This is a genomic window from Pseudoalteromonas sp. P1-26 (assembly GCF_001401795.1).
Classification (GTDB): Bacteria; Pseudomonadota; Gammaproteobacteria; order Enterobacterales; family Alteromonadaceae; genus Pseudoalteromonas.
Window position 1 is genome coordinate 242,946 of the sequence record NZ_LKDX01000001.1, and the last position, 16,602, is coordinate 259,547.

Below are 16,602 nucleotides of genomic sequence, written 5' to 3' on the forward strand. Positions count from 1 at the left end.
TTTGTAATTGTATTTATAGTTTTATAATACAAATAAGGGTGTCATTGCAACTTTAATCGCTAAAGTTGAATTTTTCCGTCTTTCACCATGATGCAATCCATTCCAGCACTTTTGGCAGCTTGATAACCAATTTGCGTGTCTTCAAACACCACACATTGGCTTGGCTCAACACCTAATTGCTCTGCTACTTTTAAGAATGTTTCTGGATTTGGCTTGCCTTTACTTACATCACTGGCAGTCACTAACGCACCAATTTTATTTATTAAATTGGTATCAGTTAGATGATCAATTGCATGCTCGCGGTCAGCGCCTGTGCCAACGCCCATAGGCAATACACCATGGTACTTTTCAAGTACTGCGACTGTTTCGTCAATTACTAGCGGTTGGTGCTGTAAATTAACCCAAAACTGGTGTTTATCTTTTGCCACAACTAGAGGGTCGTGTTCTAAACCAAATTTTTCGTTAAGCATTTCAATTGTTTTAACGGTCGGAATGCCACCTAAGCTGTACATGTAGTCGTAATCGAATGGGTAGCCATAGGCTTCGCAAGCTTTTTGCCATGCCTGTAAGTGACTGCCCATTGAGTCAATTAAGGTGCCATCCATATCAAAAATAATGCCTTGGTAGGCGCTTAAATCGATCATATCTACTCCTAAAATGTTTCGCTTCACAATAGCATAAGCCAGCGAAGAGCGAGGCTCATCACTGGCTTAATCGACAACAAAATTTGGGGTGAACGTGCTCACACACAGCACGTTCTAGTACATAAAGTACTAATTCTTACACGCCACGTTTTAGCATGTAGTAAGCTGCGTTATGACGAAGCTCTGTTTTGAAACCACGGATCGTCGTATCGTTATCGATGATCATAGTTTCAACGCCAGCCATTTCAGCAAAATCGATAATCATATCGGTTGTTACTGCTTGGCTATATGCAGTGTGGTGTGCACCACCGGCGTGGATCCATGCAGCTGATGCTACAGATAGATTTGGTTTTGGTTCCCAAAGCGCTGAAGCAACAGGTAAGTGAGGTAAATCAGCTGGCGGAGCCACTGTATCTACTTCGTTGATTAGAATACGGAAACGGTTACCCATATCAATTGGTGATACGTTGATTGCAGCACCCGGTTTTGCAGTAAACAATAAACGACCTACATCACATTTAACACCGATAGTGTGCTGGTGAACTTCAAGACGTGGTTTTTGTGCTGCAATTGAAGGACACACTTCTAACATGTGCGCGCCAAGTACTTGGTCAGTCTCACCCATGTTGTAAGTGTAATCTTCCATGAATGAACAACCACCGTCACGGCCTTCACCCATTACTTTCATGATGCGAACCATAGCAGCTGTTTTCCAGTCACCCTCACCACCGTAACCATAGCCTTTCGACATTAGGCGCTGTGTAGCAAGACCCGGAAGACCAGAAAGACCTGATAAGTCTTCAAAACAGTTAGTGAATGCTTTAAAGCCGCCTTTCTCTAAGAAACGCTCCATACCAAGCTCTAAACGTGCTTCGTTGCGTAGCATTTTCACTGCGTAATCGTCTTGTAGAGTTTCATCAGCAATTACGTAGTCTTGCTTATAAAGCTCTAACTGTGCATCAACTTCTTCTTCAGTGATAGTATCAACCACTTTTACAAGCTCAGCGACACCAAACGCGTGTACTTCATAACCAAAAGTAATTTGCGCTGAAACTTTGTTACCTTCAGTAACTGCAACTTGACGCATGTTGTCGCCAAAACGCGCAACTTTAAGTGTTTGGCTTTCTGCCCAACCTTTTGCCGCACGACACCAGTCATCTAACTGCTGTTGTACGTCAGCACGTTGCCAGTGACCTGCAACAACTTTACGCTCTTTACGCATTACAGTACCGATGAAACCGAACTCACGGTCACCGTGTGCACTTTGGTGCGTATTCATGTAGTTCATGTTGATGTCAGACCAAGGAAGGGCTGCATTGAACTGAGTATGAAGGTGTAACCAAGGCTTACGTAATTCGCTTAGGCCTGCAATCCACATTTTCGCAGGTGAGAAAGTGTGCATCCATAAAACTAAACCAACACAGTTAGGATCCGTATTTGCCGCTTGGCAAACAGCGTGAATTTCTTCAGGTGACTTAACGGTAGGCTTACATACCAAGTTTACTGGTAGATTAGCTTCGCTGTTTAAGCCCGCTACAATTGCTTCGCTGTCTTTGGCAACCGTTTCTAACACCTTAGGACCATAAAGATGTTGTGAGCCGGTAACAAACCAGACTTCTTTCGTCATCGTCGTCATGTTAATAATCCTCTAAATTCTTGCTATTTGCTCTGACCGTAATACGCGTTTTTACCGTGCTTACGTAGATAATGTTTATCCATCACTGCTTTTTTAAGTTCAGCTGCGTGTGGATCTAAAGTGCGTGTTAAATACGCCATGCGTGCAATCTCTTCGAGTAGCGCGGCATGGTATACAGACTGAGCGGCATCTTTACCCCACGTGAAAGGCGCATGACCCGCAACAATCACCATAGGTGCAGCTTTCGGATCGCGGTCTTGATACGCATCAGTAATTTGAATACCGGTTTCTAATTCATAATCGCCATTCACTTGCTCATCGGTTAACTCACGAGTACAGGTGATGTCACCATGTACATAGTCAGCGTGAGTTGTGCCAAGGCAAGGAATGCTTTGTTTTGCTTGCGCCCATGCAGTTGCATAGGTCGAATGCGTGTGTGTTACACCGCCAATTGCATCGAAGTGGCGATATAAATGAACATGCGTTTTAGTGTCAGAAGACGGACGCATAGAACCTTCAACAATGTTGTTTTCAAGGTCGACGATCACCATGTCGTCGGCTTTCATTTGGTCGTACGAAACACCACTTGGCTTAATTGCAATCACGCCTTTGTCGCGGTCGATTTGCGATACGTTACCAAAGGTATAAATTACTAAGCCACGACGTTGCAGCTCCATGTTCGCTTCATAGACTTCACGTTTTAGTTCAGTAAAACTCATGCTTTGTCTCCGTTTACATAGCTTGCAAGTGCTTGGTAGTTGGCATAAAGCTCGTCATACACAGCAACGCGCTCAGGGTTTGGTAAATACTGATGACATACAGACGACGCCATAACTTTTTGAGCATCTGCCACTGTTGCGTGCTCACCCGCAGCAACCGCAGCCATAATCGCCGCACCCAATGCACAGCTTTGCTCACTTTCTAAAACGTCGATAGGGCAATTCCAAACATCAGCACAAGTTTGCATTACGTAGTCTGATTTTTTAGAGATACCGCCGATAACAACCACTGACTCGATTGGTACGCCTTCGCTACGGAAACGCTCAGTGATAGCACGTGCGCCAAACGCAGTTGCTTCAACAAGCGCTTTGAAGAACTTAGGTGCATCAGTGCCCATTTTTAAGCCTGTTAATGCCATGGCAACGCTTTGGTCAGCATCTGGCGTACGACGACCATTTACCCAATCAAGCGCAGTTACATCGTTGCTTGTTACAGGCAGTGCTGCCGCTGCTTTTGATAGATCAACTAAGATTGAATCTTCTAACTTGTTAACTAACGCTTGTTCAGCGTCTGATAAATTTGTAAGTTGGCGAGTTGGCCAAAGTACTAGGTTTTTGAACCATGCGTATAAATCACCAAACGCAGATTGACCGGCTTCTAAGCCAATTAACCCAGGGATTACTGAGCCATCAACTTGACCACAAATACCTTTAACGCAAGTATCACCTAGTTGTTCTTTAGACGTTACTGTGATGTCACACGTTGAAGTACCCATTACTTTAGTTAGAACGCCAGGACGAACATTGGCTGCTACTGCGCCCATGTGACAGTCAAATGCACCGTAACCAATCACGATACCTTGTGGTAAACCTAGCTTCTCGGCCCACTCAGCAGTTAAGTTGCCAGCAACTTGGTCGCTTGGCTCTGTAGTTGCATTTAACGTATCAACAACACCATCTAATAGTGGATCGATATTGCTGAAGAAACTGTTTGGTGGGAAACCGCCCCACTGCTCGTTCCACATTTGTTTGTGGCCCGTTGCACAACGACCTAGCTTTAATACTTCAGGGTGTGTTGTGCCGCACATTAGCGCGGTCATCCAATCGCAGTGCTCAACCCATGAATATGTGGCTGCTTTAACACTGCTATCAACGCGGAAAATATGTAATGCTTTGGCCCAGTACCACTCAGAAGAGTAGATACCGCCCATATGTGAAAGGTAGTTCACATCGTTGTTAGTTGCAGCTTCAGTGATTTCATTTGCTTCTTTAATAGACGTATGGTCTTTCCACAAAATGAACATTGCATTTGGGTTTTCTGCAAATTCTTCAGTTAATGCCAGTGGTGTACCTTGGCTATTAATTGCTACAGGAGTTGAGCCTGTCGTATCAAAGCTCATACCCACTACTTTGTCTGCAGTACCTGCTGGAACTTGTGACCAAAGACCATTTACTACTTCTACAAGGCTATCAATATAGTCTTGTGGATGCTGACGAAACTGATCTTTACTTGGGTCACAATATAAACCTTGTGCCCAGCGCGGGTAGTTTACTAAATGGCTGGCAAGTTCTTCACCAGTCGCAACATCAACGAGTAATGCTCTTACCGAGTCCGACCCGTAGTCTAATCCCAACGTATAACGAGACATAATTACCTTTCACTAATTGCTTACTAACATTGTTAGTCATTATCTTTATTTGTATGATAATATCAACAATACCAGATTGTAAAGGTATTATAAAAATATTATTAACAGGATTATTTGCTGCTGGCGGGCGATTTATTGCGCAGTTTTTCTGGTAGATTAGATTGTTTTTTCAGCACAAATAATAGGTTAAAGCCACTACATTAACTTTTGTATGATAAGAATGGGATAACTATGTCTAGTCAATTAGAACAACTTAAAGCAGTAACAACCGTTGTTGCTGACACGGGTGATTTTGAAGCAATCAACGAATATAAACCGCAAGATGCTACAACAAACCCATCACTAATCTTAAACGCGATTCAAATTGAGAAATATCGCCCACTTGCTGCAGAAGCCGTATCATGGGCAAAAGCACAAAGCAGTGACACAGCAGAAGTTGTAACAAAAGCAGCTGATAAGCTAGCAGTATTAATTGGCTCTAAATTAATGGAGCAAGTGCCAGGTTTAGTTTCAACAGAAGTGGATGCGCGTTTATCATTTGATACTCAAGCAACTGTTGATAAAGCACTTGAGCTTGTTGCTTTATATAAAGAGCAAGGTATCGACACATCGCGCGTGTTAATCAAAATTGCTTCAACATGGGAAGGTATTCAAGCAGCTAAAGTACTTGAAGCACAAGGTATCCGTTGTAACCTAACGCTGGTATTTGCATTTGCTCAAGCACGCGCTTGTGCCGAAGTAGGTGCTTACCTAATTTCACCATTCGTTGGTCGTATTCTTGACTGGTACAAAGCACAAGATGCAAGCGCTGATTTCGACGGTGCTAACGATCCGGGCGTTAAGTCAGTAACGCATATCTACAATTACTTCAAAAAGCACGGCTACGAAACGATTGTAATGGGCGCAAGCTTCCGTAACATCGGTGAAATCCAAGAATTAGCAGGTTGTGACCGTTTAACTATCAGCCCTAAGTTACTTGCTGAACTAGCTGCAACTGACGCACCATTAACTCAAAAACTATTACCAGCAACAGAAAAAGCAGAAGCGCCAGCTGCAATGACTGAGCAAGCTTTCCGCTGGGAAATGAATGAAGATGCCATGGCTACTGAAAAGCTAAGCCAAGGTATTCGTCAGTTCGCAATTGACCAAGAGAAACTAGAGTCAATCTTAAGCGAATTAGTTTAAACCGATTGTTTAAGCAGCAAAAAGCCCGCAAACCAAAGTTTGCGGGCTTTTTTATTACCTACACATCATCACAAATGTAGGTTTATCGTGTTGCGATTACGATAATTTTTAGCCAGTCACATTATTCAGCAAGTAATGCGTTTGCTTTTGCAACTAGGTTTGCCACTGTGAAACCAAAGTGCTCAAGCAATACTGCGCCAGGCGCTGACTCACCAAATGTCTCCATACCTAGTACATCACCATCTTGGCCAACATACTTGAACCAGAAGTCACGGTGTGCAGCTTCAACAGCAATCTTAGGTGTACCCGCTGGTAGCACGCTTTGACGATATGCTTTATCTTGGCTATCAAACTGATTCGTTGATGGCATAGATACCACGCGAACTTGTTTGCCTTGTGCTTTTAGCTCAGCAGCGGCATTCACAGCTAACTCTACCTCAGAACCTGTTGCAATAAGGATAAGCTCTGCGGCTTGTTCGCTATCAACAAGTACATAACCCCCTTTTGCAATGTCAGCAACTTGCTGTGCATCACGTGCCATTGCTTTGGTACCCTGACGGCTGAAAATAAGTGAACTTGGGCCTGTTTCTTTTAATAACGATTGACGCCAAGCTACTGCTGTTTCAGTTTCATCACACGGACGCCATGCAGTCATATTTGGTGTCATACGAAGGTTAGCTATTTGCTCGATTGGTTGGTGAGTAGGACCATCTTCACCTTGACCGATTGAGTCATGGGTATACACAAAAATGCTCTGCGCTTTCATTAATGCTGCCATACGTACTGCATTACGTGCGTATTCCATAAACATTAAGAAAGTTGCGCCAAATGGAATGAAGCCACCATGTAATGCAATACCATTCATGATTGCGCTCATACCAAACTCACGTACGCCATAGAATACGTAGTTACCGTCAGCTGTATCTTGTAAACCTTTTGCTTCTGGCCATAACGTTAAGTTAGAACCGGCAAGGTCAGCAGAGCCACCCATTAATTCTGGAAGTTGGTTAGCAAAGAAGGTGATCGCGTTTTGTGATGCTTTACGTGTCGCAATGTTTTGCATGTCGGCTTGGCATTTAGCAATGTACTCATCAGCTAATTCAGCGAAGTTAGCTGGTAATGCTTTTTCAAGAACACGACGTGTATATTCTTTTGCAAGTTCAGGGTGTGCTTTGCTATAAGCTGCAAATTTTTGCTGCCATGCACCTTCAAGCTCTTGGCCTTTCGCTTGATTATTCCACTCGTTATAAACTTCTTGTGGAACTTCAAATGCAGGGTGCGGCCAGTTTAGCTGCTCACGTACTGCTGCGATTTCGTCGTGACCCAGTGGTGCACCGTGACAGTCGTGGCTACCTGATTTATTTGGCGAGCCAAAACCAATCACTGTTTTACAACAGATTAGTGTTGGTTGCGTAGTGTTGCTTTGTGCCGCTTCGATTGCACCCGCAATTGCATTCATATCGTGACCATCAACATCACGGATAACTTGCCAACCGTAAGATTCAAAACGTGCAGGCGTATCGTCGGTGAACCAACCTTCTACTTCACCATCGATAGAGATGCCATTGTCATCCCAAAATGCGATTAGCTTGCCTAGGCCTAATGTACCTGCCAGCGAACATGCTTCGTGCGAGATACCTTCCATTAAACAGCCGTCACCCATAAAGCAGTAAGTGAAGTGATCAACAATATCAAACTTTGGCTTATTGAATTGTGCTGCTAAAGTTTTTTCAGCGATTGCCATACCAACTGCGTTAGCAATACCAGAACCTAATGGGCCAGTCGTTGTTTCAACACCCGGAGTATAACCATATTCTGGGTGACCCGGTGTTTTAGAGTGAAGCTGACGGAATTGCTTAATATCTTCGATGCTTACGTCATAACCGCTTAGGTGTAACAATGCATATTGAAGCATTGAACCATGGCCATTTGATAACACAAAGCGGTCACGGTTAGACCAGTCTGGGTTTAATGGGTTATGGCGGTGAAAGTTTTGCCACAATACCGCTGCAATATCAGCCATACCCATAGGCGCACCTGGGTGGCCAGAGTTAGCTTGTTGAACGGCATCGACAGCAAGTATGCGAATAGCATTTGCAGATTGAGAACTAGGCAGAGTCATCTTATTAGCTTCCTGTTAATATTATAATATAAATAATATCGCAAAAACTCACCCAAATAGCAACTTAATAAACCGCCATGCCAGTAATGACGTGTATTTAGGGCCATTTTGTACCACTAAGCGCAGGTTTTAACACCATTTTATTGTTAATAACTTTTTCTAACTAAAGAAATGACGACACCGCTCAAAATAACCAAATCAAATTAGTGAAATATGCTTATTTATCAAGCAATTTCCTTAACTAATTCAGGTTACAAAAACCAGACCTTGCTACAATTTGGTACATTATTTCATTGTTCAAGCCATTAATAACAACTTAATGTTAACAAGTTTTTTCATTAAGGTTGTTTATTTGTGACTGTTCTAGGTAGTTGCTCACTTGGGCTACGAGTTTTATTTCTAATTAGTGCATTTTGCCTTTCACCAATGGCAAGCAGCACTGACTCTGCTTATTTAGCAGATGAAGGAGTAAGCCTTGGTTTCAGCTTAGGTTATGGTCAACTCGACAACCCAGTTTATAAAAAAGACGACATTCCTCTTTATGCCCTACCGCGTATTGAAGTATTTGCCGGTGACTTTTCATTTGCAAATACTCAGTTTGCTTGGACACCCGTGTGGGGCGATCACTATCAAGTGTCGTTATTCACCCAACTCAATGAAGATGGGCTGTATTTTGCCAAACACTCAGCAGCACTAACTGCAATTAGAACAACCAGTGGCCGCCCTTCAATGACACCGCCACCACCCGGTTCAAGCATTGAAGCACCAGTGGTGATAAAGCGCCGCGGTGATATTACTAAAATATCAAAACGTAAACTGTCGGCCATGAGCGGTATTGAAGCGATTGTTGACTGGCAAAGCTGGCGTTTTAGCTCGTATTGGTCAATGGAGCTCACCAACTATCACAAAGGGTTACAAGGCGCATTATCTGCACAGCGCTTGTTTTTATTTGATCAGCACCTAGTTTTGCTCGGCGCAGAAATACAACATTTAAGTGCTGGTTTAGTGGATTACTACTATGGCAGCGCACAACAAGAGATACGAGCCGGATTTAGCCCTTTTTTAGGTCACTCTAGTCAAAAGTACAATCTAAAAGCCAGTTACCAATATCAGTTTAATCAACAATGGCAATTTATAAGCGATATAAAATACCAGCGCTTATCATCGGGTATTGCCGATAGCCCCCTCGTTGATGACAGCAACTTACTGTCTTTTTATGCTGGCTTTGCATGGAATTACTGATGATGTTGCGTACTAAGCTTTTTTCACTCTTATTCATTTTTAGCCTCGCGTTTGTTAGCAGCACATTCGCACAGGCAGGTTATATCGAGGCAACACCAGAAAACTGTGTAACGGTAGAGCAAGATTGCGTGATGGATGTATCGATTAATTGGTATACCGAAGTCAGCGAAACGGTGTGCATTCGTGTGACTGATCAACAAATTAGGCTGTTCTGCCAAAAGCCAAATCAAGGGCAAAACTTTGCAATCACAGTGCAAAACAATCGCAACATTGTTTTAGAGCTACTGAGCGAGCAACTAGAACCATTAGAAAGCACTGAAATTAGTTTATTCCACCAGCATGTTAAAAAACGCCGACGTGATATCGCATGGAGTATTTTTTGATGAGCCAACATACTATTTTGTACATTGAAGATGATTTAAAACTTGCCCAGCTAGTCTCTAATTATTTAACTGAACATGGCTATACCATTGAGCACTTTGAAAGTGGTTGCCATGCCTGTTATCAAGCAAGCTGCAAAAAGTACGACCTAATTTTGCTTGATATCGGATTAGGATCAGAAGATGGCTTTGAGGTATTTAAAGAACTAAAACAATACCAAGATACACCAATTATTTTTATGACGGCAAGGCAGAGCCAAGTCGATCATATCACTGGCCTTGAGCTAGGCGCCGATGATTACCTAACCAAACCTGTTTCCCCGTCCATTTTATTAGCGCGAATAAATAACACGATTCGTCGCAGCCAAGCTGTTAAACCAACAAGTACCACTCACAACGCGCATAATATTCGCTTTGGCTCGTTGAGTATTAATACAATTCAGCGCGAGGCTTATTTGCATAGCCAGCCACTTGAATTGACCAGTGCAGAGTTCGAAATACTGATCCAATTAGCTCAATCAGCGGGTCAGTTGGTCAGTCGAGACCAATTATTTGATGGTACCATTGGCCGTAAATACGATGGTCAAAGCCGCACTATCGATGGCCGCATTAGCCGCTTACGCAAAAAGCTCGGTGACGAAGCGGTGCCAGCACAAAAAATCGTCACAGTTTGGGGTAAAGGATATATTTTTTCTCCACAAGCGTGGGGTTAATGCAGTTTGTTACGCCTGTTTTGTTATTTGTATTTAACCCTCGCAGTTTGCCTGGGGAGCGCCGCTTGGTTACTAGAAACCTATTTTCCAAGCCCACCAAGTTACAGTACAGAGCAGCAATTAGCAGAGAGTATATTGAGTCTTGCCCCCAATAACCCTGATATTAAACAAACACCTCTGGCGAACTTTTACCTTGGTAAACAATTAAAGGCATCACTTTTAGCAGGTCAGGTAATTAGTGTTAACGATGCCAATAACAAGCTTTACTTTCATAAGCTTGCTGATGATAGACAGACCTTATTAAGCATTGGTCCATACAGCCAACCAGCTGATCAGGGTTATCGGTCTTTAGTGAGCCTTCTGTTTTACTCTAGCCTTGCCTTAGCGGTGGTGATTTTTACAGGCCCACTGCTGTTTGACTTAAATAAACTGCGCAAGGCCAGTAGTAAAATGTCTAATGCTGACTTTACTGCACAAGTGCACTTCACACGTTTTAGCTTGCTAAAAAGCATTGGCGATACCTTTGATAACATGGCATTAGCGCTTCATAACCGTAATCAAAGCCAACGCGAATTGATCAATGCCGTTTCTCATGACTTTTTAACGCCTATATCGCGGGCTAAATTCGCCCTCGAAGCAGTCGTTGATAACAACGCTTATCGGCACAGTGTGTTGCAAGACATTATTGAACTTGAGCTATTAGTCGAAGAGTTTTTAACTTATGCCGAGCTTAAACAATGCGAACCCACCTTGTTAGTAAAAGACTACTGCCCAGACGAGCTATTACAGCCCTGCATTACTAAGTTTCAAAGCTATAGCCCTTTGGCTATTCGCCTTGACTGCGAATTAACAGCCATTTGTGTTGATAAACAAAGCTTTCAACGCTTATTGCAAAACTTACTCGGGAACGCGGTTCGCTTTGCTAAAACGCAAATTCATATCAGGCTTTCACAATGCGAAAGCGGCACTTTGCTAGTGATTGAAGATGATGGCCCAGGGATCCCAGAACACATGCGCGCCAGCCTCATGCAACCATTTTCTAAAACCGCTTCGGTACACCAAACAGGCTATCAAGGTGTTGGGCTTGGCTTATCAATCGTTAAGCAACTATGCCTATGGAATAACGCAAAATTTAGCTTAGATAACGCGCAAATCTTAAGCGGAGCAAGAGCAAGTATTCTGTTTCGATAAGCAGTTTTTCGGTAAAAATGTACCAAGCTGTAACAGTGTGTGCCAATTGTTTACATTTCATTGATGTTATAGTCACAACTCAACACTATCCCTACTGATTACAACCGTTCGCCGCTGCGCGAGCTCATAATTATAATCCTTCGAGGGAAGTTAGATCACATGTTCAATATGAAAAAAGTATCAGTGATGGTCGCATCTGCACTTTACTTAGGTGTAGGTACGTCTGCTGCTGCGCTAAATGACCAAGCATGGCCAGAACAGCCAGCAGGCTATGCGCCAAAGCAAACCGTTAGCAATGAATTTGTGTGGGAAGACAAGGTTAATAACACAGTTAAAAAACAAAACCGCGTTTTCACACCAGAGAAAGATATTAGTGGTATTCAAACTTATATCGTGCAACTGGACGATGCACCTATTTCGACTTACCAAGGAGGTGTTAAAGGGCTTGCGAGCACTAAAGATGTGGTAATGCAGACGCAACAAGCAACAGCGCGCTCAACGCTTAATATGGCGCAGCCTGCGATTGCAACTTACGCTAATCACCTAGCAAGTAAGCGTCAATCAGTTGTTAATGCCGCAATGAGTCAGCAAGGCTTACAGCTAAATGTTGAGCGCATATTCAATGTGACATTAAACGGTTTCACCACCCAAATGACACAAGATGAAGCGAAGCGCCTTGCTAAAGTGGCTGGTGTTAAGAAGATCACTCGCTCAAAAATCTACAGCCTAAATACTTTTAATACCATTGAGCAAACCGGTGCTTCTGCACTGTGGAGCACAAGTGCTAGCAACCCGAGCAGCAACAAAGGTGAAGGCACGGTTGTAGGTATCATAGATACGGGTATCAACACTGATCACCCATCATTCGCAGCTGTAGGCGGCGACGGTTACACTCACACCAACCCTCTAGGCGACAAGTACCTAGGTGACTGTGCGACTGCTGAATTTGCTGATCTGTGTAACGACAAGCTAATTGGTGTTTATTCTTACCCTGAGATCACCGCAGCCTATGTTGATACTGTATTTGAAGAGACTCGCCCAGAAAATGGTGAAGACTATCATAGCCATGGTTCACACGTTGCAGGTACAGCAGCAGGTAATATCCTTTACGATATTCCTTACAAACTGACTGAGTATGAAAACCAATCATCTGGTTTAGAAACCAATGTAACTTTCCCGCAAGTATCAGGTATGGCGCCACACGCTAATATCATTTCATACCAAGTATGTTGGCCGGGTAACTCTGGCGACCCTTATGCAGGCTGTCCAACAAGCGCAATTTTAGCTGCTGTAGAACAAGCAGCGATTGATAATGTTGACGTACTGAACGCTTCATTAGGTGGCCTTGAAGAAGATCCATGGAGCGACCCAATTGAGCAAGCGTTCATGAATGCGGCTGAAACCGGTGTATTTGTGGCGGTAGCGGCAGGTAACAGCGGCCCAGAATATTCAACGGCTGACCACTCTTCACCTTGGGTAACCACAGTTGCAGCTCATACGCCTTCAACCAAAGTCAATTTTGGTAACAAACAACTTAAAAACCTAACTAGTGGCGATACTGCAGCGCCAGGACCATTTGCTGGTGCAGGTGTTAACTTTAACGAGCTAACAGGTTTAATCGTTGCCGCAACTGACTTTGAAAATCCAAATGAAAGCTCAAGCTATGCACTTGCCAACTGTGACAAGCCATTCCCTGAAGGTACATTCGATTTAGTGGATGATCCTGCAACTGCTATCGATGAAAGTGCGCAAGACGTGATTGTCGTATGTAAGCGTAGTTCTTACCCACTATACTCTAAATCGTTAAACGTAGAGGCAGGCGGTGCAGAAGGTTTAATTATTTATAACCATGTATCATTTTACGATCGCTACACGATTCCTTCAGTGACTTACCCTATCCCTACCATTCACATTAAAAACGTCGATGGTACGAGCTTACTTGACTGGCTAAGCACAGGCGACAGCCACATGGGTACCATTGAAGCAACCGAAGGCACCGTAGATACTGTAGATAAAGACCGCATAGCTTACTTCTCTGGCCGTGGTCCATCATACTTTGGCTTTGACACCTTACTTGTAGACCTTGCTGCTCCGGGTGTTGATATCTATGCGCCATCATCAGACGATCAACCATTTACTAGCAACCCAGCGACTTCAGACTGGCAATCTATGTCTGGTACATCAATGGCAAGCCCACACGTTGCGGGTGCAGCAGCATTGTTAAAACAATCTCATCCTGATTGGACACCAATGCAAATTCAATCAGCATTAATGTTAACTGCAAACAACCAACTTGGTATGGCTCGCTATTTAGATAATTATGCTGATGATGGCTTTGATGCGGCACTTGCTGAAATGGGTTCAGGTAAAATGCAAGTTGAACGTGCTGATAAAGCGGGCCTATTGCTTGATGAAAGCATTGCGAACATGAGTGCAGCCAACCCAAGCCTTGGTGGCCGTGAAAAAGCACTAAACACAGCTTACATGGTAGATAATGACTGCGGCTTTAAGTGTACGTTTATCAGGACCTTCACGGCAACTGAAGATGCAAGCTGGACGCTACACACTGAAAGCTGGATTGGAAATAGTACGATTAGTGTTGAGCCAGCGCAATTTGATATTAAAGCGGGCGAAACTCAAAGCATTGTTGTCACTGTAGAAGCACATCAAAATGCAACACCACAAGAAACGGTTGACTACACAGGTAACCAAGGTCAATTAATTCTAACGTCTAGCAACCCTGAATCGCCAGTACTTGAAATGCCTGTATGGACCTACGTTGGCGATACAGGTTTACCTGAATTTATTAAGGTTGATGCACACCGCCGCTCTGCGACGATGAAAGTCGGTCCATTTAATACTTCTGAAATTAGTAATCTAACAACACAATCGTACGGCTTAGTAAAAGGCCAAGTTGAAACAGTACACCTATTCAACGACACCACACCAGGCGACCCATTCGATAGCGTAGAGGTTGAAGGTGAAGACGAAGCTGTGAACAACAACCACATTCAGTGGACGACAGTGCCTGAAGACGCAAAAATGTTCAGCGCAAGCATTATGAATGAGCAGTCTCGCGTATTGGTCTTTATGGGTAAAGATAGTAATGGTGATGGCATCGCGTCTTTTGAAGAAACGCTATGTATGTCAACTAGCTACACCCTAACTAACTTCTGTAACATTGTTGATCCTGAAGCGGGTGAATATTTTACGTTATACATGAGTCTACAGACTCTATCGTATGGCGAAGTTGATGAAGGTATTGAAGTCTCATTTGCGACAGCGGTGACCACTGAAGACAATGGCTCACTCACTGTAACAGGACCAAACAGCGTACCGGGTTATGACGAACTGGAGCTTGACCTTGCTTATAACCTACCTGATATGGAAATTGGCGATATTTACTTCGGCGGCTTTGATATTGGTAGCAACCCTGAAGATGCAGGCAATCTTGGTTTTGTGCCAGTGATCATCGAGCAAGTTGATAAAGACGTGACCTTTACGGCCAACAAAAACAAAGCTTATGTAGGTGACTTAGTTGACTTCGAAATCAGCGTTATTGCTAATAACGAAAATGAAGCGCGTCAATTTGCACTAAACACTGAGTTCCCTGCGGGCGTAGACATTGTTCCTGACAGCATTGTCGCATCTAACTCAACGCCAGTAACACCAATGCTAGATAGCAACGCTCTAGCACTAGTTGGTGTTCAAGAGACGACTAAAAATGTTGAGCGTAATTATAACATTACCACCAACATCACAGACGAAATGTGTTCATTAACATCGGCGCATTCACCAGATCCTCACTACCTAGAACTACGTGAACTTGGCTGGCGTACACTAGAAGGTGTTGAAGGTCGTTACTACAACGAGTTTGAGTACACATTTAAAGAAATCATGAACACCAACCTTGATGTGTCATTCCCATTCTTTAACAAGTACCACTTTGACTCAATTAAACTTAACCCAGCTGGTTTAGTCACATTTGGTTCGCAAGGCCGTACAACGCCATTCCACGTTGAACTGCCAGAAGGTTACACTCAGCCGCCACCGCCGCCTTACCTAATCGCACCATTCTGGGTTGGTGATAACATGATCCCTGAGCGTGTTGACGGTGGTTACGGTAACTATGACGCCAACGCAGGTATCACACCAACTTACACGGTATCGCGTGAGTGGTTAGTACTTGAGTGGGATAATATCCAGCGTTCTAGAACTGAAGGCCAATCAGTTGATGTTGAAATGTTCATGCGAATGGGCATTGACTATGAGCCAGGTGAATACGAGCTACTATTTGCTTACGACAACCTAAGCTTAGTTGATGCACAAGGTTCTATCGGCTTGAAAGCTGCTGACGGCCGTGGCTTTATCAGTGGTGATATTCCTATCGATTTAAACATCGGTAACAAGTACGGCTTCGACAATATGGACGAAGTACTACACGACAAACTGGTTGTGTGTCTTGACTACACAGGCCCTGAAATATCTAAGTTTGACGTGAAATTCCAAGCGTACATTGGTGAGCAAGCGGCGAATCAAACGCATCAACTATCACTTACAAATGGTTTAGTTGGCGCAGATGATGAAACCCTCACCCTTGACCTAGAAGTTATCGGTAACCTAGAAATGGCAGCCTTAACTGATATGTCGGTGGCAGAGAACGAAACGATTAGTTTTGACGTGCTTTATGCTGACGAAAACCAAGTGAGCAACCAAATCGACGTGTTAGGCGAAAACTTCACTTATGAAGTATCTGGTCACACATCAGGTAGCACTGTGACTATCACGCCAGCGGCGCACTTCCATGGTGATATTGATGTAACAGTAAAAGTTAGCGACAGCGTTAACCCAACTGATGCAGCAATGAGTTCATTTGTATTATCGGTGATGTCTGATGGTGAAGAGCTTGGCTGTACTGACAGCTCAGCAACTAACTATGATGAAAGCGCCAATACTGACGATGGTAGCTGTACTTTCCCTGAGGCAGTGATTCCAGAGACTGAGGTTGAAAAAGACAAGAAATCATCAAGCGGTTCATTCGGCTGGTTATTACTAGCTGTTGCACCACTGATGGCACTTCGTCGTAAAAAATCTCGAATTAACTAAGGATTAGTTAATTAG

The 16,602-nt window shown here is 43.5% G+C and carries 11 protein-coding genes; 6 read left to right on the forward strand and 5 right to left on the reverse strand.

Annotated elements, in window-relative coordinates; all coding sequences use genetic code 11:
* Positions 1-59 precede the first annotated feature (59 nt).
* The 4 genes from AN394_RS01105 to AN394_RS01120 all read right to left on the reverse strand — a co-directional run bounded on the left by AN394_RS01105 (position 60) and on the right by AN394_RS01120 (position 4,648).
* On the reverse strand, positions 60-644 hold the full coding sequence (locus AN394_RS01105; RefSeq protein WP_055020604.1) for an HAD family phosphatase: 585 nt from the start codon (positions 642-644) through the stop codon (positions 60-62).
* Positions 645-780: 136 nt separating this feature from the next.
* On the reverse strand, positions 781-2,280 hold the full coding sequence (araA, locus tag AN394_RS01110; RefSeq protein ID WP_054562995.1) for an L-arabinose isomerase: 1,500 nt from the start codon (positions 2,278-2,280) through the stop codon (positions 781-783).
* Between the two features lie 23 nt (positions 2,281-2,303).
* On the reverse strand, positions 2,304-2,999 hold the full coding sequence (locus AN394_RS01115; RefSeq protein ID WP_054552270.1) for an L-ribulose-5-phosphate 4-epimerase: 696 nt from the start codon (positions 2,997-2,999) through the stop codon (positions 2,304-2,306).
* The gene (locus AN394_RS01120; RefSeq protein WP_055020605.1) at positions 2,996-4,648 is read right to left on the reverse strand and encodes a ribulokinase; all 1,653 of its coding nucleotides are present in this window, start codon (positions 4,646-4,648) and stop codon (positions 2,996-2,998) included. Before AN394_RS01120 ends, AN394_RS01115 begins: the two co-directional genes overlap by 4 nt.
* A 231-nt stretch (positions 4,649-4,879) precedes the next feature.
* Here AN394_RS01120 and tal point away from each other — a divergent pair, with 231 nt between their 5' ends.
* The gene (gene tal / locus AN394_RS01125; RefSeq protein ID WP_054562997.1) at positions 4,880-5,833 is read left to right on the forward strand and encodes a transaldolase; all 954 of its coding nucleotides are present in this window, start codon (positions 4,880-4,882) and stop codon (positions 5,831-5,833) included.
* A gap of 121 nt (positions 5,834-5,954) precedes the next feature.
* On the opposite strand, the gene tkt is transcribed toward tal, so the two are convergent.
* Positions 5,955-7,955, reverse strand: coding sequence for a transketolase (tkt, locus tag AN394_RS01130; protein WP_055020606.1), 2,001 nt, complete (start codon positions 7,953-7,955; stop codon positions 5,955-5,957).
* A gap of 354 nt (positions 7,956-8,309) precedes the next feature.
* Between tkt and AN394_RS01135 the strand changes: the two genes are divergently transcribed.
* From AN394_RS01135 to AN394_RS22475, 5 genes are all read left to right on the forward strand, one after another.
* Entirely contained in the window at positions 8,310-9,197 is an 888-nt protein-coding gene (locus AN394_RS01135) for a MipA/OmpV family protein (protein ID WP_152968908.1), read from the forward strand.
* On the forward strand, positions 9,197-9,580 hold the full coding sequence (locus tag AN394_RS01140; RefSeq protein ID WP_055020608.1) for a DUF3019 domain-containing protein: 384 nt from the start codon (positions 9,197-9,199) through the stop codon (positions 9,578-9,580). Before AN394_RS01135 ends, AN394_RS01140 begins: the two co-directional genes overlap by 1 nt.
* On the forward strand, positions 9,580-10,290 hold the full coding sequence (locus AN394_RS01145) for a response regulator transcription factor (protein WP_055020609.1): 711 nt from the start codon (positions 9,580-9,582) through the stop codon (positions 10,288-10,290). The genes AN394_RS01140 and AN394_RS01145 overlap by 1 nt, the downstream gene beginning before the upstream one ends.
* Positions 10,291-10,296: 6 nt before the next feature.
* Positions 10,297-11,481 (forward strand): ATP-binding protein, encoded by a 1,185-nt coding sequence (locus AN394_RS01150; protein ID WP_152968909.1) that lies wholly within the window; start codon positions 10,297-10,299, stop codon positions 11,479-11,481.
* A 159-nt stretch (positions 11,482-11,640) separates the two neighbouring features.
* Positions 11,641-16,587, forward strand: coding sequence for a S8 family serine peptidase (locus AN394_RS22475; RefSeq protein ID WP_055020611.1), 4,947 nt, complete (start codon positions 11,641-11,643; stop codon positions 16,585-16,587).
* Positions 16,588-16,602: the final 15 nt, after the last annotated feature.

Coding starts and splice junctions, on each gene's coding strand:
- AN394_RS01120 (WP_055020605.1), bottom strand. CDS start 4,648: ATGTCTCGTTATACGTTGGGATTAGACTACGGGTCGGACTCGGTAAGA.
- AN394_RS01115 (WP_054552270.1), bottom strand. CDS start 2,999: ATGAGTTTTACTGAACTAAAACGTGAAGTCTATGAAGCGAACATGGAG.
- AN394_RS01140 (WP_055020608.1), top strand. CDS start 9,197: ATGATGTTGCGTACTAAGCTTTTTTCACTCTTATTCATTTTTAGCCTC.
- tkt (WP_055020606.1), bottom strand. CDS start 7,955: ATGACTCTGCCTAGTTCTCAATCTGCAAATGCTATTCGCATACTTGCT.
- AN394_RS01145 (WP_055020609.1), top strand. CDS start 9,580: ATGAGCCAACATACTATTTTGTACATTGAAGATGATTTAAAACTTGCC.
- AN394_RS01105 (WP_055020604.1), bottom strand. CDS start 644: ATGATCGATTTAAGCGCCTACCAAGGCATTATTTTTGATATGGATGGC.
- tal (WP_054562997.1), top strand. CDS start 4,880: ATGTCTAGTCAATTAGAACAACTTAAAGCAGTAACAACCGTTGTTGCT.
- AN394_RS22475 (WP_055020611.1), top strand. CDS start 11,641: ATGTTCAATATGAAAAAAGTATCAGTGATGGTCGCATCTGCACTTTAC.
- araA (WP_054562995.1), bottom strand. CDS start 2,280: ATGACGACGATGACGAAAGAAGTCTGGTTTGTTACCGGCTCACAACAT.